The sequence below is a fragment of the Aquitalea magnusonii genome (assembly GCF_003202035.1).
Taxonomy (GTDB): Bacteria; Pseudomonadota; Gammaproteobacteria; order Burkholderiales; family Chromobacteriaceae; genus Aquitalea; species Aquitalea magnusonii.
Window position 1 is genome coordinate 165,852 of record NZ_QJKC01000003.1, and the last position, 21,421, is coordinate 187,272.

The 21,421-nt window shown below is 62.3% G+C and carries 24 protein-coding genes; 10 read left to right on the forward strand and 14 right to left on the reverse strand.

The window, feature by feature from the left end:
• Positions 1-9 precede the first annotated feature (9 nt).
• From DFR38_RS04410 to gatC, 7 genes are all read right to left on the reverse strand, one after another.
• Entirely contained in the window at positions 10-1,761 is a 1,752-nt protein-coding gene (locus DFR38_RS04410) for a peptidoglycan D,D-transpeptidase FtsI family protein (protein WP_059284567.1), read from the reverse strand.
• Positions 1,761-2,033 carry a cell division protein FtsL gene (gene ftsL / locus DFR38_RS04415; protein WP_059284568.1) on the reverse strand — a complete coding sequence of 91 codons (273 nt, stop codon included), beginning with the start codon at positions 2,031-2,033 and terminating at the stop codon, positions 1,761-1,763. Before ftsL ends, DFR38_RS04410 begins: the two co-directional genes overlap by 1 nt.
• On the reverse strand, positions 2,030-2,992 hold the full coding sequence (rsmH, locus tag DFR38_RS04420) for a 16S rRNA (cytosine(1402)-N(4))-methyltransferase RsmH (protein WP_059284569.1): 963 nt from the start codon (positions 2,990-2,992) through the stop codon (positions 2,030-2,032). Before rsmH ends, ftsL begins: the two co-directional genes overlap by 4 nt.
• Entirely contained in the window at positions 2,989-3,435 is a 447-nt protein-coding gene (gene mraZ / locus DFR38_RS04425) for a division/cell wall cluster transcriptional repressor MraZ (protein ID WP_059284570.1), read from the reverse strand. The genes rsmH and mraZ overlap by 4 nt, the downstream gene beginning before the upstream one ends.
• 392 nt (positions 3,436-3,827) lie before the next feature.
• Entirely contained in the window at positions 3,828-5,255 is a 1,428-nt protein-coding gene (gene gatB, locus DFR38_RS04430; protein WP_059284571.1) for an Asp-tRNA(Asn)/Glu-tRNA(Gln) amidotransferase subunit GatB, read from the reverse strand.
• A 64-nt stretch (positions 5,256-5,319) separates the two neighbouring features.
• Entirely contained in the window at positions 5,320-6,771 is a 1,452-nt protein-coding gene (gene gatA / locus DFR38_RS04435; protein ID WP_110313055.1) for an Asp-tRNA(Asn)/Glu-tRNA(Gln) amidotransferase subunit GatA, read from the reverse strand.
• Between the two features lie 127 nt (positions 6,772-6,898).
• A complete protein-coding gene (gatC, locus tag DFR38_RS04440; RefSeq protein WP_059284572.1) occupies positions 6,899-7,186 on the reverse strand; it encodes an Asp-tRNA(Asn)/Glu-tRNA(Gln) amidotransferase subunit GatC in 288 nt (95 codons plus the stop codon).
• 306 nt (positions 7,187-7,492) lie between these two features.
• Between gatC and DFR38_RS04445 the strand changes: the two genes are divergently transcribed.
• The 7 genes from DFR38_RS04445 to DFR38_RS04470 all read left to right on the forward strand — a co-directional run bounded on the left by DFR38_RS04445 (position 7,493) and on the right by DFR38_RS04470 (position 14,064).
• The gene (locus DFR38_RS04445) at positions 7,493-8,536 is read left to right on the forward strand and encodes a rod shape-determining protein (RefSeq protein ID WP_103522960.1); all 1,044 of its coding nucleotides are present in this window, start codon (positions 7,493-7,495) and stop codon (positions 8,534-8,536) included.
• A 53-nt stretch (positions 8,537-8,589) separates the two neighbouring features.
• The gene (gene mreC / locus DFR38_RS04450) at positions 8,590-9,495 is read left to right on the forward strand and encodes a rod shape-determining protein MreC (protein WP_110313056.1); all 906 of its coding nucleotides are present in this window, start codon (positions 8,590-8,592) and stop codon (positions 9,493-9,495) included.
• Positions 9,496-9,497: 2 nt separating this feature from the next.
• Positions 9,498-10,001, forward strand: coding sequence for a rod shape-determining protein MreD (mreD, locus tag DFR38_RS04455; RefSeq protein WP_059284574.1), 504 nt, complete (start codon positions 9,498-9,500; stop codon positions 9,999-10,001).
• 3 nt (positions 10,002-10,004) lie between these two features.
• Complete coding sequence (mrdA, locus tag DFR38_RS04460; protein WP_059284575.1) at positions 10,005-11,945, forward strand: penicillin-binding protein 2; 1,941 nt, start codon at positions 10,005-10,007, stop codon at positions 11,943-11,945.
• Positions 11,920-13,020: a rod shape-determining protein RodA gene (rodA, locus tag DFR38_RS04465; RefSeq protein WP_193394263.1), complete on the forward strand. Its 1,101-nt coding sequence runs from the start codon at positions 11,920-11,922 to the stop codon at positions 13,018-13,020. The genes mrdA and rodA overlap by 26 nt, the downstream gene beginning before the upstream one ends.
• A 156-nt stretch (positions 13,021-13,176) precedes the next feature.
• Positions 13,177-13,353 carry a hypothetical protein gene (locus DFR38_RS21410; protein ID WP_204377398.1) on the forward strand — a complete coding sequence of 59 codons (177 nt, stop codon included), beginning with the start codon at positions 13,177-13,179 and terminating at the stop codon, positions 13,351-13,353.
• A 6-nt stretch (positions 13,354-13,359) separates the two neighbouring features.
• A complete protein-coding gene (locus tag DFR38_RS04470; RefSeq protein ID WP_204377399.1) occupies positions 13,360-14,064 on the forward strand; it encodes a sterol desaturase family protein in 705 nt (234 codons plus the stop codon).
• Here the strand turns inward: DFR38_RS04470 and DFR38_RS04475 are convergent.
• The 4 genes from DFR38_RS04475 to DFR38_RS04490 form a co-directional block, all read right to left on the reverse strand.
• On the reverse strand, positions 14,015-14,338 hold the full coding sequence (locus tag DFR38_RS04475) for an AzlD domain-containing protein (protein ID WP_059284576.1): 324 nt from the start codon (positions 14,336-14,338) through the stop codon (positions 14,015-14,017). The two genes, DFR38_RS04470 and DFR38_RS04475, sit on opposite strands and share 50 nt — an antisense overlap.
• Positions 14,335-15,057, reverse strand: a complete 723-nt coding sequence (locus DFR38_RS04480; protein ID WP_059284577.1) for an AzlC family ABC transporter permease — start codon at positions 15,055-15,057, stop codon at positions 14,335-14,337. The genes DFR38_RS04475 and DFR38_RS04480 overlap by 4 nt, the downstream gene beginning before the upstream one ends.
• Before the next feature lie 74 nt (positions 15,058-15,131).
• Positions 15,132-15,959, reverse strand: coding sequence for an AraC family transcriptional regulator (locus DFR38_RS04485; protein ID WP_110313057.1), 828 nt, complete (start codon positions 15,957-15,959; stop codon positions 15,132-15,134).
• A gap of 78 nt (positions 15,960-16,037) precedes the next feature.
• Entirely contained in the window at positions 16,038-16,682 is a 645-nt protein-coding gene (locus DFR38_RS04490) for a MarC family NAAT transporter (RefSeq protein WP_059284578.1), read from the reverse strand.
• A gap of 181 nt (positions 16,683-16,863) precedes the next feature.
• Between DFR38_RS04490 and DFR38_RS04495 the strand changes: the two genes are divergently transcribed.
• The 3 genes from DFR38_RS04495 to dinB all read left to right on the forward strand — a co-directional run bounded on the left by DFR38_RS04495 (position 16,864) and on the right by dinB (position 19,110).
• Entirely contained in the window at positions 16,864-17,328 is a 465-nt protein-coding gene (locus DFR38_RS04495; protein ID WP_059284579.1) for a copper chaperone PCu(A)C, read from the forward strand.
• A 396-nt stretch (positions 17,329-17,724) separates the two neighbouring features.
• The gene (locus DFR38_RS04500; protein ID WP_059284580.1) at positions 17,725-18,033 is read left to right on the forward strand and encodes an Rdx family protein; all 309 of its coding nucleotides are present in this window, start codon (positions 17,725-17,727) and stop codon (positions 18,031-18,033) included.
• A gap of 12 nt (positions 18,034-18,045) precedes the next feature.
• Positions 18,046-19,110 (forward strand): DNA polymerase IV, encoded by a 1,065-nt coding sequence (gene dinB / locus DFR38_RS04505; RefSeq protein WP_059284581.1) that lies wholly within the window; start codon positions 18,046-18,048, stop codon positions 19,108-19,110.
• Positions 19,111-19,116: 6 nt separating this feature from the next.
• On the opposite strand, the gene DFR38_RS04510 is transcribed toward dinB, so the two are convergent.
• The 3 genes from DFR38_RS04510 to DFR38_RS04520 form a co-directional block, all read right to left on the reverse strand.
• Positions 19,117-19,770, reverse strand: coding sequence for a glutathione S-transferase family protein (locus DFR38_RS04510; protein WP_059284582.1), 654 nt, complete (start codon positions 19,768-19,770; stop codon positions 19,117-19,119).
• Between the two features lie 161 nt (positions 19,771-19,931).
• A complete protein-coding gene (locus tag DFR38_RS04515) occupies positions 19,932-20,822 on the reverse strand; it encodes a patatin-like phospholipase family protein (RefSeq protein WP_059284583.1) in 891 nt (296 codons plus the stop codon).
• 51 nt (positions 20,823-20,873) lie between these two features.
• The gene (locus DFR38_RS04520) at positions 20,874-21,416 is read right to left on the reverse strand and encodes a GNAT family N-acetyltransferase (RefSeq protein ID WP_059284584.1); all 543 of its coding nucleotides are present in this window, start codon (positions 21,414-21,416) and stop codon (positions 20,874-20,876) included.
• Between the last annotated feature and the right edge of the window lie 5 nt (positions 21,417-21,421).

Sequence of the window (21,421 nt, forward strand, 5' to 3'; positions counted from 1 at the left end):
TCTGTTTCTTCAAAAATCCGCAGGGACCGGAGTGGAATCCGGCAGCAAGCTGTTATTGGACGGCTCGTCCGGCTGCACATTCAGCACGCGCAGCGCGCCGCCAGCCACCTGGGAAAACACCGGCGCGGAAATGGCGCCGCCGTAATATTTGCCGGCCGTGGGCTCATCGATCATCACCGCCACGATCAATCGTGAGCTCTTGCCCGGGGCAAAACCGATGAACAGGGCGCGGTGCTTGTTGGCCACATAGGTGCGGCCTTCCAGCTTGCGCGCCGTGCCGCTCTTGCCGCCGATGCTGTAACCGATGATGCGGCCACCGACAGCGCCACCACCCGGTTCGCTATTGGCCACCAGCAGGTCGTGCATTTCATGCGCGGTTTTTTCGCTCAGCACGCGCTTGCCGGGCATGGGGGTGCTGGTCTTGTACAGCGAGATGGGCAGCATCACGCCGTCATTGGTGAAAATGGTATAAGCCCGCGCCATCTGCAGCAGGCTGACCGACACGCCATAGCCGAAAGACATGGTGGCCTGCTCGATGGGCCGCCAGCTTTTCCAGTCACGCAAGCGCCCGGCCGCCTCGCCGGGGAAGCCGGTATTGGGCGCACGACCAAAGCCCAGTGAATCGTAATAAGTCCAGAAATCCTGCGGGCTGCTCAGCAGCGCCAGCTTGCTGGTGCCCACGTTGGAGGATTTCTGGATGATGCCCAGAATGTTCAGGCTGGGCTGGGCCGATACGTCGCGGATGGTGGCGGGACCGATCATGTAGCTGTGGGTGTCGAGAACGGTGTTGACGTTGGCCTTGCCGTGTTCCAGTGCCAGCGAGATCGACAGCGGCTTCATGGTGGAGCCGGGTTCGAACAGGTCGATCACCGCCCGGTTGCGCAGCATTTCCGGCGTGGTGCCGACCCGGTTGTTGGGATTGAAGGAGGGGTAGTTGGCGAGCGCCAGCAGTTCGCCGGTCTTGGCATCCAGTACCACCACGCTGCCTGCCTTGGCCTTGTTCTCTTCCACCGCGGCCTTGATTTCGCGATAAGCCAGGTACTGGATGCGATGATCCACGGCCAGCGCCAGGGTCTGGCCATCGCGCGGCGGCTCGATGGCGGCCACATCCTCGATGATGTGACCACGACGATCCTTGATCACCACGCGGCGGCCATCCTTGCCGGACAGCATTTTTTCACGCGCCAGCTCCACGCCTTCCTGACCTTTGCCGTCCACCCCGGTGAAGCCGATGATGTGGGAGATGATCTCGCCAGCCGGATAGAAACGGCGGTATTCCTGCTGCTTGGCAATGCCGGGGATGCCCAGGGCCATCACCTTGTCCGCCACTTCCGGATTGATCTGACGCTTGATGTAGACGAATTCTTTCTTGCGGTCGGACAGCTTGGTGGCCAGTTCTTCCGGCGACATGTCCAGCAGCTTGCCCAGCTCGCGCAGCTTGGCCGGCGGCACCGGCTCCATGTCGGCCGGGCTGGCCCAGATGGTTTGCACCGGCGAACTGATGGCCAGCGGTTCGCCATTGCGATCGGTGATCACCCCGCGGTTGGCCTCCAGCGTCATCGCCCGGCGGAAACGCGCCTCACCCTGGCCTTGCAGGAAGTCCTGCTGCACCACTTGCAGGTAAATGGCCCGGCCAATCAGCGCCAGGAACAGCATGCCCAGCATCACCAGTACAAAACGCACACGCCCTGCCGTCATTTTCAGGGCAGGGCTGGCATCGGCAAGGCGTTCGCGCTGATGGGCGGAGTAGCTGGTGCGCATCAGGCACCTCCCCGCGCAGAAATCACCTGGATCTGTCGCGGATCCGGCGTGTGCATGCCCAGCCGTGTGCTGGCGGCCTTTTCAATCACCGCGTGGGCGCCCCAGGTGCTTTGCTCGAGCTGCAGCTGGCCGAATTCCACTTCCAGTTGCTGGGCGGATTTCTGCTCTTTCTGCAGGTCGCTGTACAGCCTGCGCGATACGTGCTGCGAGGTGACCACCGACCAGGCGGACACCACGACCAGCACCAGAAGGATCGCGCACAGACGGTTCATGCATCCCCCTCGCGCCACGGCGCGGCGGTGCGTTCGGCGATACGCATGATGGCACTGCGCGAACGGGCGTTTTCACGCACCTCTTCCTCGCTGGCGCGCACCGGCTTGCCCACGGTTTCCAGCGGCGGCCGCGCCATGTCGTCGGCACGCACCATGACCCAGCTGGGCAGCTTTTCCACGCTGCTGGCATCACGCAGGTATTGCTTGACGATACGGTCTTCCAGCGAGTGGAAGCTGATGATGGCCAGCCGGCCGCCTTCAGCCAGATGACGGGCTGCTTGCGGCAATACCGCCTTCAGCTCGTCCAGCTCGCGGTTCACAAAGATCCGGATCGCCTGGAAGGTCCGCGTGGCTGGGTCCTGACCCGGTTCCCGAGTACGGACGTTTTGCCCAACGAGCAGGGCGAGCTCACGCGTGGTCTGGATGGGAGCGAGCTCCCGTTGCGCAACAATGGCTGCTGCGATCTTGCGAGCAAACCGCTCTTCACCATAAGTCTTGATGACCTCTTTGATTTCGTCTTCTTCCGCAGTGGCCAGCCACTGCGCGGCAGTGATGCCGCGGGTGGTGTCCATGCGCATGTCCAGCGGTGCGTCGAAGCGGAAACTGAAGCCGCGACGCCCGTCGTCGATCTGTGGCGAGGACACGCCCAGATCCATCAATACACCGTCCACCACGGCCACGCCCAGACGGGCCAGCTCCTGGCCCAGGGTCTCGAAACCGTTGTGAACAATGGTAAAACGACTGTCTTCTGCCGCCAGCTTCTCCGCTTCGGCAATGGCTTCCAGATCCTTGTCGAAGGCAATCAGGCGGCCATGCGGCCCCAGCTGCGACAGGATGAGCCGGCTGTGGCCACCGCGACCGAAGGTGCAGTCCACATACACGCCATCAGGCTTGATGGCGAGCGCGGCTACAGCTTCGGCTAGCAGCACCGTGCGGTGCACGTACGGGGTGGAACTCACAGGGTAAAGTCTCCAAGATGTTGTGCCAGATCGGCTTGGTCGATGGCCAGTGCTTCCGTGGTCTGGCTGTCCCATTCCTCGGCATTCCACAGCTCGAAGCGGTTGCCCATGCCTACCAGTGCCACGTCCTTGTCCAGACCGACCAGTTCACGCAGGCGGGAAGGCAGCAGGATGCGTCCGGCGCTGTCCATTTCCAGCGTTTCTGCGTGGCCAAGCACGAGGCGCTGATAGCGTTTCAGCGTGGGATTGCCGGTGGGAAGTGCAAGCAGGCGGGCTTCGACCGGACGCCAGTTGGGTTCGGGGTAAATCAGCAGATGGTCGGGTGATTCGAGGGTGACGACCAGCTTGTGGCCAAACGCGGACAGCAGTGTCTCACGGTGTCTGGCCGGAATGGCCAAACGACCCTTGCTATCAAGAGAGACAATACTGACGCCGCCGATCATGAGCTGGACACCACCGCTGAAAGTTGAGGGGCCGTCGCCCCACATTTACCCACTTCACCCCACTTTTCGCCACTATAAGAAAGAACTTCACCACGGTCAACATCACTCGGCGCTAATTCACCTTTTGCGACAATGACTTAGCGACAGCCTCAAAAAGCGCTTTCCGTGTCAAATCAGTGGGTTAATACCGGCAGTCAAAGTGAGCTGTGAGCTGAAATGGTGCGGGAAGACAACACAATGATTTTTCATGACAATCAAATGCACGGCCGTCGCCAGTCTGCAAAAAAAGCCGGCCCGCAGTTGAAATTGCCTATTTAAACTGCAAAAACAGAACGGCATGCTGCCGCATGCCGTTCGCTCAACACCGCCGCCAGGGGGTGGCGGCGGCTGGATCAGGCCAGTTTCTGCTTCAGGATGTCCTGCACCTGAGCCGGATTGGCCTTGCCCTTGGAAGCCTTCATCACCTGACCGGCCAGCGCATTGAGCGCCTTTTCCTTGCCGGCACGGTATTCCTCCACCGCCTTGGGATTGGCGGCGATGGCTTCTTCCACCATCTTCTCGATGGCACCGACGTCGGACACCTGTTTCAGGCCATCACGCTCGATGATGGCATCGGCGGACAAGTCGCTCTCCCACAAGGCATCGAACACCTGCTTGGCCAGCTTGCTGGACAGGGTGTTGTCGGCAATGCGCTGAATCAGGCCGGTCAGACGTTCGGCCGAGATCGGGCAATCGCCAATATCCTTGCCTTCGCGGTTCAGGCGGGCGGCGATTTCACCATTCACCCAGTTGGCCGCCAGCTTGCCCTGGCCCGAGGCCTGGGCCACGGCTTCGAAGTATTCCGCCGTGGCGCGGCTGCCGGTCAGCAGCGCGGCATCGTAAGACGACACGCCGAAGGCTTCGACAAAGCGGGCTTTCATGGCGGCCGGCAGTTCCGGCATTTCGCTGCGGATGCGTTCGATCTGCTCGTCGGCAATGCGCACCGGCAGCAGGTCCGGATCGGGGAAGTAGCGATAGTCGTGCGCGTCTTCCTTGCTGCGCATCATGCGGGTTTCGCCGCTGTCCGGGTCGAACAGCACGGTGGCCTGCTCCACACGGCCGCCATCTTCCAGGGTGTCGATCTGCCACTGGATTTCATACTTGATGGCCTGCTCCAGGAAGCGGAAGGAGTTGAGGTTCTTGATTTCGCGGCGGGTGCCGAATTCCTGCTGGCCGAACGGGCGCACGGAGACGTTGGCATCCACACGGAAGCTGCCTTCCTGCATATTGCCATCGCAAATGCCCAGCCACATCACCAGGCTGTGCAGGGCGCGGGCATAGGCCACGGCCTCTTCCGGCGAGCGCATGTCCGGCTCGGACACCACTTCCAGCAGCGGGGTGCCGGCACGGTTGAGGTCGATGCCAGTCATGCCGCTGAAGTCTTCATGCAGCGATTTGCCGGCATCTTCTTCCATGTGGGCGCGGGTCAGCTTGACCAGCTTTTCTTCTTCGCCCACCAGAATCGGCAGCGCGCCGCCTTCGACAATCGGCAGCTCCATCTGGCTGATCTGATAGCCCTTGGGCAGATCGGGGTAGAAGTAGTTTTTGCGCGCAAACACGTTCTTCTGGTTGATTTTCGAACCCAAAGCCAGGCCCAGGCGGATGGCTTTTTCCACCACCGCCTTGTTCAGTACCGGCAGTACGCCGGGAAAGGCCAGTTCCACGGCCGAAGCCTGGGTGTTCGGCTCGGCACCAAAGGCGGTGCTGGTGCCGGAAAAAATCTTGGTAGCGGTGTTGAGCTGCACATGCACCTCAAGACCGATGACGACTTCCCATTTCATCGCGGAGAAATCCTTTTGCTATGCCGACAGGGACGGACGCTGCGCTGCCCCGCTACGGTCTTGATTACAGGGCGGGGGCGCGGGTGTGCCAGTCGGTGGCCAACTGGAACTGGTGCGCCACATTCAGCATTTTTGCTTCGCCAAAATAGTTGCCGATGATCTGCAGACCCACCGGGCGGCCACGGCGGTCGAAACCGGCCGGCACGCTCATGCCGGGCAAGCCGGCCAGGTTGACCGACAGGGTGTAGATGTCGGACAGATACATCTGCACCGGATCGCCGGATTTCTCACCGATATTGAAGGCGGCAGTCGGTGCCACCGGCCCCAGGATGACGTCGCACTGCTCAAACGCGGCCTTGAAATCGTTGGCAATCAGGCGGCGGATTTTCTGCGCCTTCAGGTAGTAGGCATCGTAATAGCCGTGCGACAGTACATAGCTGCCCACCAGGATGCGGCGCTTGACCTCGGCGCCAAAGCCTTCGGCACGGGTCTTTTCATACATGTCCACCAGGTCTTTGTACTCGGCGGCGCGATGGCCGTAGCGTACGCCATCGTAACGCGACAGATTGGTGGAGGCTTCGGCCGGGGCAATCACGTAGTAGGCCGGGATGGACAGCTCGGTATTGGGCAGGCTGATCTCCACCACCTGCGCGCCCTGTTTTTTCAGCTCGGCCACCGCGTCTTCGATCACCTTGGCCACGTCGGCATCCAGACCGGCGGCAAAGTACTCGCGCGGCAGGCCCACGCGCAAACCTGACAGCGGCTGGTTCAGCTCGCGGGTGTAGTCTTCGCGCGCACGTTCCAGGCTGGTGGAGTCACGCTCATCGAAACCGGCCATCACGTTCAGCATCAGCGCGCAGTCTTCGGCGGCCTGGGCAATCGGGCCGCCCTGATCCAGCGAGGAGGCATAGGCCACCATGCCGTAGCGCGACACCACACCATAAGTCGGCTTGATGCCGGTCACACCGCAGTGGCTGGCCGGCTGGCGGATGGAGCCGCCGGTATCGGTGGCGGTGGCCACCGGGGTCAGGCGCGCAGCGACAGCAGCAGCGGAACCACCGGACGAGCCGCCCGGAATGGCGTTCAGGTCCCACGGGTTTTTCACCGCACCGTAGTAGCTGTTTTCATTGGACGAGCCCATGGCGAATTCGTCCATATTGGCGCGGCCCAGCGTCACCAGGCCGGCGGCATGGCACTGCTCCACCACATGCGCGCTGTAGGGCGAGATGAAGTTGTCCAGCATCTTCGAGCCGCAGCTGGTTTTCCAGCCCTGCTGGCAGAAGATGTCCTTGTGCACCATCGGCACGCCGGTAAGCAGGCCGGCCTGGCCAGCAGCACGGGCGGCGTCGGCGGCAGCGGCATCGGCCAGGGTGCGGGCGCGGTCCACGGTGATGAAGGCGTTCAGCTGCGGGTTCAGCGCCTCGATGCGGTCGAGGTAGTGCGTGGCCAATTCCACGCTCGACACCTCGCCCGCCGCCAGTTGTTGCGACAGTTGCTTGAGGGTGGCGTTCGTCATTTTGTCTTGATATCCGGTTAAGCTGGGATCAGTGAGCGGGTGTGCCTGCCATGGCAGGCCGGCAGCACGAGGGCGGAAAAAAGCCATTCCCCAACGGGAACCATCCAAAACCGTGCTGCTCTGAAACTCACTCGATCACCTTGGGAACGAGGAACAGGCCCTTTTCCACCTGCGGGGCGACCGCTTGAAACGCCTCGCGCTGGTTGGTCTGGGTCACGATGTCTTCACGCAGACGCAGGCTTACATCCTGCGGATGGGCCATCGGTTCGATGCCATCGGTGTTGACGGCCTGCATCTTCTCGATCAGGCCAAAAATATTGTTAAGCTGGTTGCCAACCGCGGCGATTTCTTCATCGCTTACGTTGATGCGGGCAAGCTTGGCAATCCGCGCGACATCCTGGTGGGTCAGAGACATGGCGTCCTCGTTAAAACCTTTAATATTTCAAGCTTTATAGGGTATCATAACGGGTTTGATTCTCCCAAGATCGACATCACACTTCGCACCATGAATCCTGCTGCCGGGCTAGGGTTTTCTGCCAGCCGGCCTTGCTGTTTATTTATGCGAGGTGATGCAACAATGATGTCCCCCGGAAGGCCGCCGTCCGCCGCCTCAGGCCAGCCTGGGCGTGCGCTGCGACGGGAACCGGGAACCCAAGCCCATGCAAGAATTTGCCGGACGCGCATCGCGCCCGACTGACGGAAACTGAACCAGGACCGCCCAATGTTTCGTTCGCTCACCGGATACTTCTCCAACGACCTTGCCATCGACCTTGGCACGGCCAACACCCTCATTTACATGCGTGGCAAGGGCATCGTGCTTGACGAACCATCCGTGGTCGCCATTCACAGCGATGTGCCCACCAACAAGAAATCCATCCTGGCCGTCGGCCTGGAAGCAAAACGCATGCTGGGACGTACTCCGGGCTCCATCCAGGCCATTCGTCCGATGAAGGATGGCGTAATCGCCGACTTCACCGTCACCGAGCAGATGCTCAAGCAGTTCATCAAGAAGGTGAACCCCAACCGCTTCTTTGCTGCCAGCCCGCGCATCGTGATCTGCGTGCCCTGCGGCTCCACCCAGGTGGAACGCAAGGCGATCCGCGATTCCGCCCTGGCCGCCGGTGCGCGCCGCGTGGAACTGATCGAAGAGCCGATGGCCGCCGCCATCGGTGCCGGCCTGCCGGTAGAGGAGCCGACCGGCTCCATGGTGGTGGACATCGGTGGCGGCACCACCGAGGTGGGCGTGATCTCGCTGGGTGGCGTGGTGTATTCCAACTCGGTACGCGTGGGCGGTGACAAGTTCGACGAAGCCATCATCAATTACATTCGCCGCAACTACGGCATGCTGATTGGCGAAACCACCGCCGAAGAAATCAAGAAAACCATCGGCTCGGCCTTCCCCGGTGCCGAAGTGCGTGAAATGGAAGTCAAGGGCCGCAACCTGGCCGAAGGCATTCCGCGCGCCTTCACCGTGTCGTCCAATGAAATCCTGGAAGCGCTGACCGAACCCCTGAACCAGATCGTTTCCGCCGTGAAGATCGCGCTGGAACAGACGCCGCCGGAACTGGGTGCCGACATTGCCGACAAGGGCATGGTACTGACCGGTGGTGGTGCGCTGCTCAAGGACATCGACCGCCTGCTGGCCGAAGAAACCGGTCTGCCGGTATTCGTGGCCGAAGAACCGCTGACCTGCGTGGTACGCGGCTCGGGCAAGGCGCTGGAAAAGATGGACAAGATCGGCACCATCTTCACCAACGTACCCTGATTCTTCCCTAAACGGACCTGCGGCTGCCCCGTCAAGGGGCGGCATACCGCCTGATGGACTTCGCCAACACCCCCAGCTTTTTCCGCTCCGGGCCCAAGCCTGGCACGCGCCTGCTTCTCTGTGCCCTGGCTTCCATCGCACTCCTGGTGGGCGACAGCCGCTATGGGCTGATGGAGCAGGCTCGCGACGGCATGTCGCTGGTGCTGTATCCGCTGCAGCGCGCCGTCAACCTGCCGCTGGGCTTGGTGCGCCATGTCAGCGACTACTTTACCGTGCAGGCCGATCTCAAAAGCGAAAACGACCAGTTGCGCACGCGCCAGCTGGAAATGTCGGCCCGGCTGGCCCGGCTGGAAACACTGGAGCGCGAGCTGAACGAGCTGCGCAGCCTGAATGCCATCAAGGCCAGCCGCAATGATGCCGCCCAGCTGGCCGAAACGCTGTATACCGGGCGCGACCCCTTTTCGTACAAGATCATCATCGACAAGGGTGCCGACGCCCATCTGCAGCCGGGGCAGCCGGTGGTGGACGGCCGTGGCCTGCTGGGGCAGATCACCCGCGTGCAGCCGCTGACCGCCGAAGTGTCGCTGATCATCGACAAGAACCAGATGGTGCCGGTGATGATTGCCCGTACCGGCGAACGCGCCATCCTGTACGGCTATGGCGGCGGCGTGGAAATCCGCTATCTGCCGCTGCATGCCGATGTGCGTGAAAACGACATGGTGGTGACCTCCGGCATCGACGGCCTGTATCAGGAAGGGACGCCGGTGGCGCGGGTCAGCAAGGTGGAACGCAATGCCGGCGCGGCTTTCAGCCGCATCACCACCGAGCCGGTGGCTGGCGTGCAGCAAACCCGTTTCGTGCTGGTACTGCAGCAAAAGGGCCAGACGCCGCCGCGTCCGGCCGAGCCGGTTGTGCCGGTGAAAAAGACCAAGGGCAAAAAGCCCGCCGATTCGGAGTAAGCATGTCGTTCGACCGTCCCAAGGAATTGCTCAAGCCGGTCAAGCGCCGCTTCATTTTCATGACCCTGCTGCTGGCGGTGCTGGTGGAAATGATTCCGCTGCCGCATGGCTCCACCCGCTGGCTGCCCGACTTCATCAGCCTGGTGCTGCTGTACTGGCTGATCAACCAGCCGCGCCGGGTCAATGTCGGCATCGCCTTCCTGATGGGGCTGGTGGCCGACATCGCCACCGCCGGCATGCTGGGACAGCATGCACTGGCCTATTCCACCACCGCTTATCTGGCACTCAGCCGCCAGCGCCAGCTGGTGATGTTCAATCTGGGCCAGCAAGCCCTGGCCGTACTCGGGCTGATGCTGTGCAACCAGAGCATCATGGTGGTGGCACGCATGCTCAGCGGCTCGGCCTTTGTCGGCTGGAGCTATTTCCTGCCGCCCTTGATCGGCGCGCTGTTGTGGCCGCTGCTGACCAAGCTGCTGTTGCTGCCTTACCGTCATCATTCGGTGTAAGACGTGCGCCCTACCCGCTTCAAGAATCCGCAGGCTGAAGACGGCCAGTTCCAGCTTCGGCTGATCGTGGCCTATTGCTTCATGCTGCTGATGTTCTGCATCCTGATTGCCCGTTTTGTTTGGCTGCAGGTCTACCAGTACGAGCACTTTGCCACGCTGGCACAGAACAACCGCATCTCCCTGCTGCCCATCCTGCCCAACCGCGGCCTGATCATGGACCGCAACGGAGTGATCCTGGCGCAAAACTACTCGGCCTACACGCTGGAACTGGTGCCCAGCAAGATGCCGGACATGAACGCCACCATTGCCGAGCTGGCCAAGCTGGTGAACATCACACCGCGTGACGAGAAGCTGTTCCGGAAACTGCTGGCCGAGTCCAAGGATTTCGAATCCATCCCGCTCAAGGTCAAGCTCACCGAGGAGGAAGCCGCCCGCGTGGCCGCCAATGCCTGGCGCTATCCCGGCGTCGAGGTCAAGGCCCGCCTGTTCCGCGACTACCCCTACAAGGAACTCACCAGCCATGTGCTGGGCTATATCGGCCGCATCAACCAGAAAGACCAGGAGCGGCTGGACGACGAAGATAAAACCACCAATTACAAAGGCAGCAATTACATCGGCAAAACCGGCCTGGAAGCGGTGTACGAGGATGACCTGCACGGCCAGGTGGGTTTCGAGGAAGTGGAAACCGACTCCGGCGGCCGCGCCATCCGCAGCCTGCGCCGCACGCCGCCGGTGAATGGCAATAATCTCAAGCTGGCGCTGGACATCCGCCTGCAGGAAGTGGCCGACAAGCTGTTCGGCAACCGCCGTGGCGCACTGGTGGCCATCGACCCGCAAAGCGGCGGCGTGCTGGCCTTTCTGTCCAAGCCGGGCTTCGACCCCAATCTGTTCATCGACGGTATCGACAGCCAAAGCTGGGCCGCGCTCAACAACGACTGGCAAAAGCCGATGATCAACCGCGCCCTGCGCGGCACCTATCCGCCCGGCTCCACCTTCAAGCCCTTCATGTCGATGGCGGCGCTGGAAACCCACTCCATCGGCATGCACGATATCCGCCCGGCCCCCGCCTTCTTTACCCTGCCCGGCTCCAGCCACCAGTTCCGCGACAGCAACAAGAACGGCAACGGCTCGGCCAATCTGGCTAAGGCCATCCAGGTGTCCAGCGATACCTTTTTCTACAAGCTGGCCTGGGATATGGGCATCGACAAGATCGCCCCCACCGTCGGCCAGTTTGGCCTGGGCCGCCCCACCGGCATCGATCTGGACGGCGAGGCCAGTGGCGTGTTGCCGACCAAGGAATGGAAGGCCAAGCGCTTTGCCCGTTACAAGGAAGAATACCGCCGCTGGTATCCGGCCGATGTGGTGAGCATCGGCATCGGCCAGGGCTTCAACGCCTATACCCCGCTGCAAATGGCCAATGCGGTGGCCATCCTGGCCAATGACGGCGTGGCCTACAAGCCGCACCTGGTACAGGAAGTGGTGGACGCCAAGAGCGGCAAGAGCCGGCTGGTCGAGGCCAAGCCGGATCGCATCCTGCCCTTCAAGCAGGAAAACTTCGAATATGTGAAATCCGCCATGCAATCGGTGCTGAAACCGGGCGGTACCGCCTGGCGGCTGGGTATCGGCCTGCCCTATACCATGGCCGGCAAGACCGGTACTGCCCAGGTGGTGGCCATCAAGCAGGGGGCCAAGTACAACGCCTCTGCCCTGGCCGAGCAATACCGCGACCACTCCTGGTTTGTCGCCTTTGCCCCGGTGGACAAGCCGCGCATTGCCGTGGCCATCATCGTGGAAAACGCCGGCTTCGGCGCGGCAGCGGCAGCGCCGATTGCGCGCGGCCTGTTCGATTACTACATGACGGGCAAGGTCCCCAACTCCATCAGCGGAGACATGAAGACCGTGCCAATGGATACTGCCGATGACTCTGCAGCCACATCTGATTAGGCGGCTGTGGCTGGCGATCAAGGCTCCGCTTGATGGCCCGCTGATGCTGTTCCTGGGACTGATCTTCGCCCTCAGCCTGGTGGTGCTGTATTCCGCCAATAACCAGGGCCTGGACAAGATCGACAACAAGCTGGTCTACACCCTGCTGTCGCTCACCATCATGTGGCTGCTGGCGCGCAGCCGGCCGCAAAGCATCATGAACTTTGCCCCGCCCATCTATGGCATTGGCGTGGTGCTGCTGCTGGCGGTGCATTTCAAGGGCGTGACGGTCAACGGCTCCACCCGCTGGCTGGAGCTGGGCATCACCCGTATCCAGCCTTCGGAAATCATGAAGATCGCCCTGCCGATGATGCTGGCCTGGTTCTTCCAGAAGTACGAGCTCTCCATGCGCTGGTGGCACTACCTGGTGGCGGCGGTGATGATCGCCATTCCCTGCGCGCTGGTCCTGAAACAGCCGGACCTGGGCACCACCATGCTGATCGCCGCCTCCGGCTTTTTCGTGCTGTTCTTCGTCGGCCTGCCGTGGAAGGTGATTCTGGGCGGCATGGTGGCAGCCGGGGCCAGCATGCCGGTGGTGTGGAACATGCTGCACGATTACCAGCGCCGCCGGGTAATGACCATGATCGATCCGATGGAAGACCCGCTGGGCGCCGGTTATCACATCATCCAGTCGATGATTGCCATCGGTTCCGGCGGCCCCTGGGGCAAGGGCTGGCTCAACGGCACCCAGACCCACCTGGACTACATTCCGGAACGCACCACCGACTTCATTTTCGCGGTGTATTCGGAAGAATTCGGCCTGATCGGCAATATCGTGCTGGTGATTCTCTACACCCTGGTGCTCAGCCGCGCCATGATGATCACCGCCGGCGCACAAACCCTGTATGGCCGCGCCATGGCCGGTGCCATCACCCTGTCCTTCTTCGTCTATGCCTTCGTCAACATGGGCATGGTGGCCGGCATTCTGCCCGTGGTGGGCGTGCCACTGCCCTTTGTCTCCTACGGCGGTACCGCCACCGTCACCCTGTTTGTCGGCATGGGCATGCTGATGAGCATAGGCAACGCCCGGCGCTGAGCGCCGGTCAGCCATTCCCACCACAGCCGGGGGCCTGTTTGCCCCCGTTTCCATGCGCTGCTGTTGCCGGCAGACTGCGTCTTCCTGTAGAAATAGAGCCACAACTCCAATCGAGCGTTTGCGCCATGACGCAAGGCCATCTACGAGGAAGACATCATGCAATTCGACGTGCAACTGCTGCTATTGGCACTGGCACCACTGTTTCTGGCCTGCATGGGCTGGGAGCTGTATTACTGGCGGCGGCAGGGCCGCAGTGATATCTACGACTGGCGCGACAGCCTGTGCAATGCCTGTCTCGCCCTGCTGCATCAGGCCGCCGACAAGCTGGCCTAGCTGCTGGTGCTGCCGCTGTATGGCTGGCTCTACCAGCAACACCGCCTGTTCAACTTTTCTGCCAGCTGGCTCAGCTTTGTTGGCCTGTTTCTGGCGCAGGATTTCCTCTATTACTGGTTTCACCGCGCCAGCCACCGCATACGCTGGCTGTGGGCGGCGCATAGCGTGCACCACAGCTCGACGCGGATGAATTTTTCCACGGCCTTTCGCCAGAGCCTGATGTATCCGCTGGCCGGCATGTGGGCATTCTGGCTGCCGCTGGCCTGGCTGGGTTTCCCGCCACAGCAGGTGATCGGCGTGGTGCTGCTGAATCTGGCCTTCCAGTTTTTTGTGCACACCCAGGCCATTCCCAAGCTGGGCTGGCTGGAATATGTGTTCAACACCCCGTCCATCCACCGCAGCCACCACGCACGCAATCCCTGCTATATCGACCGCAACTATGCCGGCGTGCTGTGTATCTGGGACCGGCTGTTTGGCAGCTTTGTGGCCGAACGCGACGATGAACCCTGCGACTATGGCACGGTCAAGCCGGTGAACAGCGTCAACCCGCTATGGGTCAGCCTGGTGGAATGGCGCGACATGCTGCGCGAAGCCTGGCAGGCCGATGGCTGGCGCAGCAGGCTGGTCCTGCTGCTGGGCGCGCCGGAACAGGCCGCAGCCCTCACCCGGGCAGCAGGCCCCAGCGCCACAGACCATACACCACAAAACTGACCACGATGGCCAGCAAGGTCTTGCCGCTTTTCCAGGCCACCAGCGCGGCGACCAGGATGCCGGGCAGATAGGCATTACGCAGGCTGAGATCCACCGTGCCGGCCGGCGCCAGTGCCATGGGCACCACCAGCGCGGACAACACGGCCGGCGGCACATAGTGCAGCGCGCGGTTCAGCCACTCGGGAAAAGCCAGGCGCTGGCCGAATACCAGAAAGCTGGCGCGAATCAATACGGTGAGCAGCATCATGCCGCTGATGGCAAGCCAGTGATTCATGCTGCCTGCTCCTTGCGCCTGGCCCACTGCTCCAGCAGCAGACCGCTCAGCACCCCTGCCAGCGCCGCCAGCATCAGGTCCAGCTTGTAAGGCAGGCCGCGCCCCAGCATGGCCACCACGCCAGCCGCCACGGCGGCCCCCAGCGCCGGGCGGTGCTTGAGCTGCGGCGCCACGATGGCGGCAAAGGTCGCCCCCATGGCGAAATCCAGCCCCAGATTGGCCAGCCCCGGCAGCGACTGCCCCAGGCTCACCCCCACCACCGTCCATAACAGCCAATTGCCATACATGGCCAGCGACGAACCCAGCCAGTACCACTGGCCGCCTGCCGCTCCTTTGGTGCGAAAACGGTGTTCGACCACGGCAAAGGTTTCATCGGTCAGCCAGAAGGCCAGCGGCCAGCGCCAGGCCAGCGACCAGTCACGGGCAAAGGGCAGCAAGGTGGCGCTATATAGCGCGTGGCGCAGATTCACCACAAAAGTGGTGAGCCACAGCACCGGCAAGGCGGTGCCGGCCCCGATCAGGCTGACCCCGATGAATTGCGAGGAGCCGGCAAACACCAGCACCGACATGCCGATGGCCGTGGCGCTGGACAGGCCGGCGGCAATGGCCAGCGTGCCGAAGATGACACCAAACGGAGCAGCGCCCACCAGCATGGGCACGGTATCGCGCACGCCTTCCAGCAGTAGCGCGCGACGGGATGAACAGGTTTGTGGAGACATGGGACGATGATAAAGGTGAACACAGCCGCCACGCTATCACCATGCATGGCAGGCTGACTTGAACGATCTTGCGCTCAGCGCCGGAGGCTGCGCTGGTAAGCTGCCGGGGTAATGCCCAGCGCGTGCCGGAACACCCGGGTCAGATGCGGCTGGTCGGCAAAACCCAGCTCCAGCGCCGTGGCCGCCGGACTATGGCCATCGGCCAGCATGCGTCGGGCACGCACCACGCGCAACTGATTGCGCCAGGCCACCGGCGGCAAGCCCAGGTGGCGGGAAAACTGCCGGTTCAGCTGCCAGGGCGACAGCCCCACCGCCTGTGCCAGTGTGGCCAGCGACAGATTGTCCGTCACACAGTCGGCCAGCAGCTGCCGGGCGCGCTCCACCGCCTGTGGCCACGGCCGCACTGGCCGCTCGGCAATCTGCATGTGGCGCAACACCACCTGGCTGAACACCGCATACAATGCCGTTTCGCGTTGCAGCGTATCCCGGCTGTCGCGCAAGACCTGATGCAACTGGTTTAGCCGCGCGGCCAGGGGTGGGTCGAACACCACGGTCTCGCGAAAATACGGCGTCACCCCGCGCTGACCGCTGATTTCCGCCGCCAGCCGGCCAATCAGCTCGGCAGAGGGATAAAAGCCGCGATAGGCCCAGCCTTGCTGGTGCGCGCACTCGCCGGTATGCACCTCGCCCGGATTCATCAGCACCAGCGCCCCCACCCCGGCAATATGATTGCCGCCGCGATGACGATAAGCCTGGGCGCCGGCCAGCAAGGCATTCACCACGTATTCTTCGTGGAAATGCGGCGCAAACACCTGCTGCCGGTAAAAGGCATCCAGACATTCCAGCGGCGCGATATCGTCGGCGCGAAAGAAACGGGAAAATTCGTGCTCAGGCAGTGGCATGGTTTGAAACCGGGACAAACATGGTCCGGCTCATTCTGGCACAGCCACCAGCGGAAAACTTGAACGATCTTGCGCCCGTCAGGAACCGGCCATGAAGGTACGGATGCCGGAGCCGACAAACTGCACGCCAACGCAGATCAGCAGGAAACCCATCAGCCGGGTGGTGACCTCGCGCCCGCCACGCCCCAGCCGGGCCGAGATCATGGCCGAGGAACGCAGCACCAGCCACATGCCGAGGCTGGTGCCGGCAATCGCCACAAAAGTCATGCCAAAGGCCAGCGCCTTGGCCGGCCAGCCGGCGAGTTCGGCGATTTCGGTGGAAATGCCGATCACCACCGCGATGGTCCCCGGCCCGCTGATGCCGGGCATGGCCAGCGGGAAGAAGGCGTAGTCTTCGCGCTCGCCGGTTTTGGGCGCCATGCCGGGGTCCTGCGACAGAAACAGCATGCGGTAACCCAGCACCGCCACCACCAGGCCGCCGGCTATGCGCAGCGCACCATAGGAAATGCCGAAAGCCGCCATGATCAGGTTACCGGCCAGCAGGCTGACCAGCATGATGGCGGCGGCAAACAGGCAGGCACGGCGCGCCTGATTGGCACGGCCGGCGTCGTTCATCTGCTGGGTCAGTGAAATGAACAGCGGAATCTTGGACAGCGGGTTGGTAATGGTCAGCAAGCTGAGCAAGCCGCCAAACAGGAACTTCAGGGACAGGGTTTCAAGCATGATGAAAACACATGGAATATCAGCGCCCGATTATAAATTTCCCCAGCAGAAATGATAGTGCCGCGTCGTGCCTGCCCATATTGGTGTCGCATCCCGAAAACCCGCGCACCTGCGGCACTTTGTCGCAGTCGGCATGGTCTGATGTGTGCTAATTTTGAGCGCAACTTTTCTGGAGAATCCGATGTCCCTGTCCCGACTGCTGACCCTGCTTGCCGGCCTGCTGCTGGCCGCCACCGTTTCTGCCCACAGCTTCAAGCTGGGCGCGCTGGAGCTGGGCCACCCCTGGAGCCGCGCCATGCCGGAAGCCAGCCCCACCGGCGCGGCCTATCTGAGCATCAAGAACACCGGCAAGGAAGCCGACACCCTGCTGGCCGCCAGCACACCCCGCGCCGACAAGGCCGAACTGCATGTGCATGTCAACGACAATGGCGTGATGCGCATGCGCGAAGTAAGCGGTGGTGTGAGCGTGGCCGCCGGCAGCGAAGTGAAATTTGCCCCGGGTGGCTACCACATCATGCTGATCGGCCTGAAGCAGCCGCTGAAGGCAGGCGAACACTTCCCGCTGACGCTGAAATTCGCCAAGGCCGGCACAGTGACCGTGGAAGTACTGGTGGAAAAAGACGCGCCGATGGCGATGGAACACTAAGGGTTTGGGGCCGGCAAAATTCGGCCAATCTGCTGATTTTTCTGGCCAATTATTGCCACTGCCCGCTCAGGCGGGCATTTTTCTGCCCAACGTTGCGCCAATGTGACATCGTGCAATGCAGCATTCCGCCTTTGTTAGAGTAATCGCTTTACCACCGCACCATCCTTGGGCACACTGGCGTCCGGGAATTGAGTTGAACACATCTTTGTACTGCTCAGTCCGCCGGTTACCCTACACAGTAGTAAGCGCCAAGTCTGCACTAAAAGAGTCAACACGATGGAGGAGAACGGGTCTTGCCAGTCAAGCCCCGTCAAATAATAGATCGACTCAGGGAACCGGCGGATTTTTCCTCATTCTGCGTTATGCTATCCGGCACTGCATTCAAGCCGGACTCTCATGAATACCCCCATCCTCCCCCAGCCCGCCTTGCCCCGCATTGCCATTGAATATTGCACAGGCTGCCGCTGGCTGCTGCGCGCCGCCTGGATGGCACAGGAGCTGCTGACCACCTTTGAAAAGGAAGTGGGCGAAGTGGCACTGCGTCCCGGCAGCGGTGGCGTGTTCCGCATCAGCATCGATGAGCAGACCCTGTGGGACCGCAAGCGCGATGGCGGTTTTCCCGACATCAAGCAGCTGAAACAGCTGGTACGCGACCGGGTGGCACCTGACAAGACACTGGGCCACAGCGAACGCGCGGCCGACTGATCACGAGGCCGCATGACCGGGCAACGCAAGATCATCCATGTCGATTGCGACTGCTTTTATGCCGCCATCGAAATGCGTGACGACCCCAGCCTGCGCGAAGTGCCGCTGGCGGTGGGCGGCCAGCCCGACAGCCGTGGCGTCATCGCCACCTGCAACTACATCGCCCGCCGCTTTGGCGTGCACAGCGCCATGTCATCGGCGCGTGCCCTGCGGCTGTGTCCGCAGCTGATCATCCTGCCGCCGGACCTGCGCCGCTATCGCGAGGCCAGCCAGCAGATCATGGCCATCTACGAGCGCTATACCCCGCTGATCGAGCCGCTGTCGCTGGACGAAGCCTATCTGGATGTCAGCTGCCAGCCGCATGAGCAAGGCAGCGCCACGCGCATGGCCACCGCCATTCGCCACCAGATCAGTGCCGAAGTCGGCATCACCGCCTCGGCCGGCATCGCACCCAACAAGTTTCTGGCCAAGATTGCCAGTGACTGGAACAAGCCGGATGGCCAACTGGTGATCCGGCCGCAGGATGTCGACAGCTTTGTACTGGGCCTGCCGGTCGAAAAAATTCATGGAGTGGGCAAGGTGACGGCGGCCCAGCTGAAACAGCTGGGCATTCATCGTTGCAGCGACTTACGTCAATGGGAGAAGCTGGACCTGATGCGCCACTTCGGCCGCTTTGGCGAACGGCTGTACCAACTGGCGCGCGGCCAGGACGAGCGGCCGGTATCCACCGACCGCAGCCGCAAGTCCATCAGCGTGGAAGAAACCTATGCGCAGGATCTGCCCGACCTGGCGGCCTGCCTGGCCAAGCTGCCAGAGCTGATGAGCAAGCTGCAGGGGCGGATTGCCCGGGCGGAGAATCCACCATTCAAGGGCTTGAGCGTAAAACTGAAGTTTGCCGATTTCAGCCAGACCACGGCCGAACACAGCGGCCGGCAGCTGAGCAGCGCCGACTACCGCGACCTGCTGGAAATCGCCTATGCCCGCGGCCAGCGCCCGGTACGGCTGGTGGGAGTGGGGGTCAGGCTGGCCGATGATGCCGACCAGCCGCAGCAACTGCCGCTGTTCGATGTCCTGTAAGCGGGCTTATTGCTTGCTGGCTTCCAGGTAGGCCGCCCGGGCGGCGGCGCTGTCCTGCCAGGTGCGGGCCACGCTGGCACGCTTGCCCAGCAAGGCCAGATAGTCTTCGATGCCCGGAATGATGGTGGTCAGGTCTTCGCCATACACCTGCTGGGTGGATGCTGCCACCAGCGGCAAGATACAGGCGGCGGAAATGTCGGCAAAGCTGAAATATTCCCCCGCCAGCCACGGGCCGTACTGCACCAGGCGCGACACGGCCAGCAGGCTGCGCTCGATGGCCGCCTTGGCCGCTGCCTTGCCGGCTTCATCCAGCGCGGCACCAAACAGCAGATGGCGGTACAAGGGCGCGGCGGCCGGCATCAGGTACAGATCCAGCATGGTCATCAGTTCGCGCGCGCTGGCACGGCCATTTGGCGTCGGCGGCAGCAGGGCGGCGGTGGGATAGGCATCTTCCAGCCATTCCAGAATCACCGTGGACTCGGACAGGGCATGGCCATTGATGTCGACAAAGGGAATCTTGCCCATCGGGCTCAGTTCCAGCAGCGCCGCTTCCTGCGAGGGACGCGTCGGCACTTCCTGGAAATTGACGCCCTTTTCCAGCAGGGCAATCTTGACCTTGTTGTAGTAAGCGGACAGCTGCACGCCGTAGAGTTTGATCATGCGGTTCTCCTTGCGGGCTGCGCCCAGAGTGAAAGACGGTGTTTTACCCGGCTCCGGGCGCAATGCAAAACAGGCCTTGTCTGCCCGGCTTGGCCGACAACGCCTGCATTATGCCATCTTTCCCGCTCTCAGCCAGACGGCAAGGCCCGCCAAACGGTGCTTTAGCGCGCCATGGCCAGCGACTTCTGCTGCAAACGGCTGCGCAGCAACGGGATCAACTGCTGGGTGGCCTTCTCGCCCTCCAGAATGGCCTGGTGCCGTGCCTCGAAGTCGGCCGAGCCGATATTCAGCACATTGGGGCGGATCACCACATCCGCCTGTTTCAGCTCGGCGGCCAGCGTGGGACCGCTCATGATATTGAAGCTCTGGTCCAGCATGGAAAACAGGCCGGTGGCCTTGCCCGGCTTGGGCTTGGCGGAAATATCCACCGCAATGACGAAATCCGCCCCCATCTCGCGCGCTGCCGATACCGGCACCGGGCTGACCAGGCCGCCATCGACATAGCGCTTGCCACCGATCACCACCGGCAGGAAGACATTGGGGATGCTGGCCGAGGCGCGCACGGCCTGGCCGGTATTGCCCATGCGGAACACCACTTTCTGGCCGGAGTCCAGCTCGGTGGCGACAATGCCCAGGCGGCGCGGCAGTTTTTCGATGGGCCGGTTGCCCAGCTGGGTGTTGATATAGGCTTCCAGCTTCTCGCCCTTGAGGAAGCCCTTGGTGGACAGCGTCCAGTCGGTGAGTTCGGATTCGTCCAGCTGCATGGCCTTGGCTTGCAGTTGCATGCCGTTCAGGCCGGAAGCATACAGGCTGCCCACCACGCTGCCGGCACTGGTGCCGGTGATGATGTCCGGCACGATGCCATTGGCTTCCAGCATCTTGATCACACCGACATGGGCAAAGCCCTTGGCCGCCCCGCCGCCCAGCGCCAGCGCGATACGGGGCTTGACCGGGACTTTCGGGGGAGTGATTTCGGTTTTGGGTTGGGTCAGGGTACAGGCGGCCAGCAGCAACAGCAGGCTGGCCGGAGCCAGGCGGCGTAGGAATGTCATGATGGATTGAATAAGTAGTGACGGGGTTGGGAGCGTATAGGGCTCGTTTGATTATTGCGGCGCAACATGGTTCCCCTCACCCGTGTCTGCCAGCAGGAAAACATGATTGAGATGGCGCTCGCCCTCCAGCTCGAAAAAGCAATCAGCCCCCTGTTGCAGACCGAGGTGCCGGTAAAAACCCAGGGCCCGCTGATTGCCGTGAAACACGCTCAACCACAAGCCGTGGTAACCCAGCTGGCCGGCCAGTTGCAAGCTGGCTGACAGTAAACACCGTCCCAGCCCCTGCCCGGCAAAGCGCGGCATGACATAAAGCGTGGCCAACTCGGCCTGCCAGGCCGGCTCTCCAGGGCAGGCGGCAGCCTCTTGCAGCAAGGCATAGGCCAGTAGATGGCCATCACGCTCCAACAGCAGGATGTGCTGTTGCGGGTCGGCCAGCTTGTCCAGAAACACCTGCGGGGTAAAACTGGCTTGCACATAACGCGCCAGTGCCGGACGGATGCCTGCGCTGGCATAGGTATCCAGCCATACCAGGCTGGCCAGTGCCGCCAGGCATGCGGCGTCTTCCGACCGTGCTGGCCGCAGGCGGTCAGTCATTGTCG

Coding starts and splice junctions, on each gene's coding strand:
- gatC (WP_059284572.1), bottom strand. CDS start 7,186: ATGTCTCTGACCCACCAGGATGTCGCGCGGATTGCCAAGCTTGCCCGC.
- DFR38_RS04445 (WP_103522960.1), top strand. CDS start 7,493: ATGTTTCGTTCGCTCACCGGATACTTCTCCAACGACCTTGCCATCGAC.
- DFR38_RS04495 (WP_059284579.1), top strand. CDS start 16,864: ATGTCCCTGTCCCGACTGCTGACCCTGCTTGCCGGCCTGCTGCTGGCC.
- mreD (WP_059284574.1), top strand. CDS start 9,498: ATGTCGTTCGACCGTCCCAAGGAATTGCTCAAGCCGGTCAAGCGCCGC.
- DFR38_RS04510 (WP_059284582.1), bottom strand. CDS start 19,770: ATGATCAAACTCTACGGCGTGCAGCTGTCCGCTTACTACAACAAGGTC.
- dinB (WP_059284581.1), top strand. CDS start 18,046: ATGACCGGGCAACGCAAGATCATCCATGTCGATTGCGACTGCTTTTAT.
- DFR38_RS04485 (WP_110313057.1), bottom strand. CDS start 15,959: ATGCCACTGCCTGAGCACGAATTTTCCCGTTTCTTTCGCGCCGACGAT.
- mraZ (WP_059284570.1), bottom strand. CDS start 3,435: ATGATCGGCGGCGTCAGTATTGTCTCTCTTGATAGCAAGGGTCGTTTG.
- gatA (WP_110313055.1), bottom strand. CDS start 6,771: ATGACGAACGCCACCCTCAAGCAACTGTCGCAACAACTGGCGGCGGGC.
- DFR38_RS04490 (WP_059284578.1), bottom strand. CDS start 16,682: ATGCTTGAAACCCTGTCCCTGAAGTTCCTGTTTGGCGGCTTGCTCAGC.
- mreC (WP_110313056.1), top strand. CDS start 8,590: ATGGACTTCGCCAACACCCCCAGCTTTTTCCGCTCCGGGCCCAAGCCT.
- gatB (WP_059284571.1), bottom strand. CDS start 5,255: ATGAAATGGGAAGTCGTCATCGGTCTTGAGGTGCATGTGCAGCTCAAC.
- ftsL (WP_059284568.1), bottom strand. CDS start 2,033: ATGAACCGTCTGTGCGCGATCCTTCTGGTGCTGGTCGTGGTGTCCGCC.
- DFR38_RS04410 (WP_059284567.1), bottom strand. CDS start 1,761: ATGCGCACCAGCTACTCCGCCCATCAGCGCGAACGCCTTGCCGATGCC.
- DFR38_RS21410 (WP_204377398.1), top strand. CDS start 13,177: ATGCAATTCGACGTGCAACTGCTGCTATTGGCACTGGCACCACTGTTT.
- DFR38_RS04515 (WP_059284583.1), bottom strand. CDS start 20,822: ATGACATTCCTACGCCGCCTGGCTCCGGCCAGCCTGCTGTTGCTGCTG.
- DFR38_RS04520 (WP_059284584.1), bottom strand. CDS start 21,416: ATGACTGACCGCCTGCGGCCAGCACGGTCGGAAGACGCCGCATGCCTG.
- DFR38_RS04480 (WP_059284577.1), bottom strand. CDS start 15,057: ATGTCTCCACAAACCTGTTCATCCCGTCGCGCGCTACTGCTGGAAGGC.
- DFR38_RS04475 (WP_059284576.1), bottom strand. CDS start 14,338: ATGAATCACTGGCTTGCCATCAGCGGCATGATGCTGCTCACCGTATTG.
- DFR38_RS04500 (WP_059284580.1), top strand. CDS start 17,725: ATGAATACCCCCATCCTCCCCCAGCCCGCCTTGCCCCGCATTGCCATT.
- rodA (WP_193394263.1), top strand. CDS start 11,920: ATGACTCTGCAGCCACATCTGATTAGGCGGCTGTGGCTGGCGATCAAG.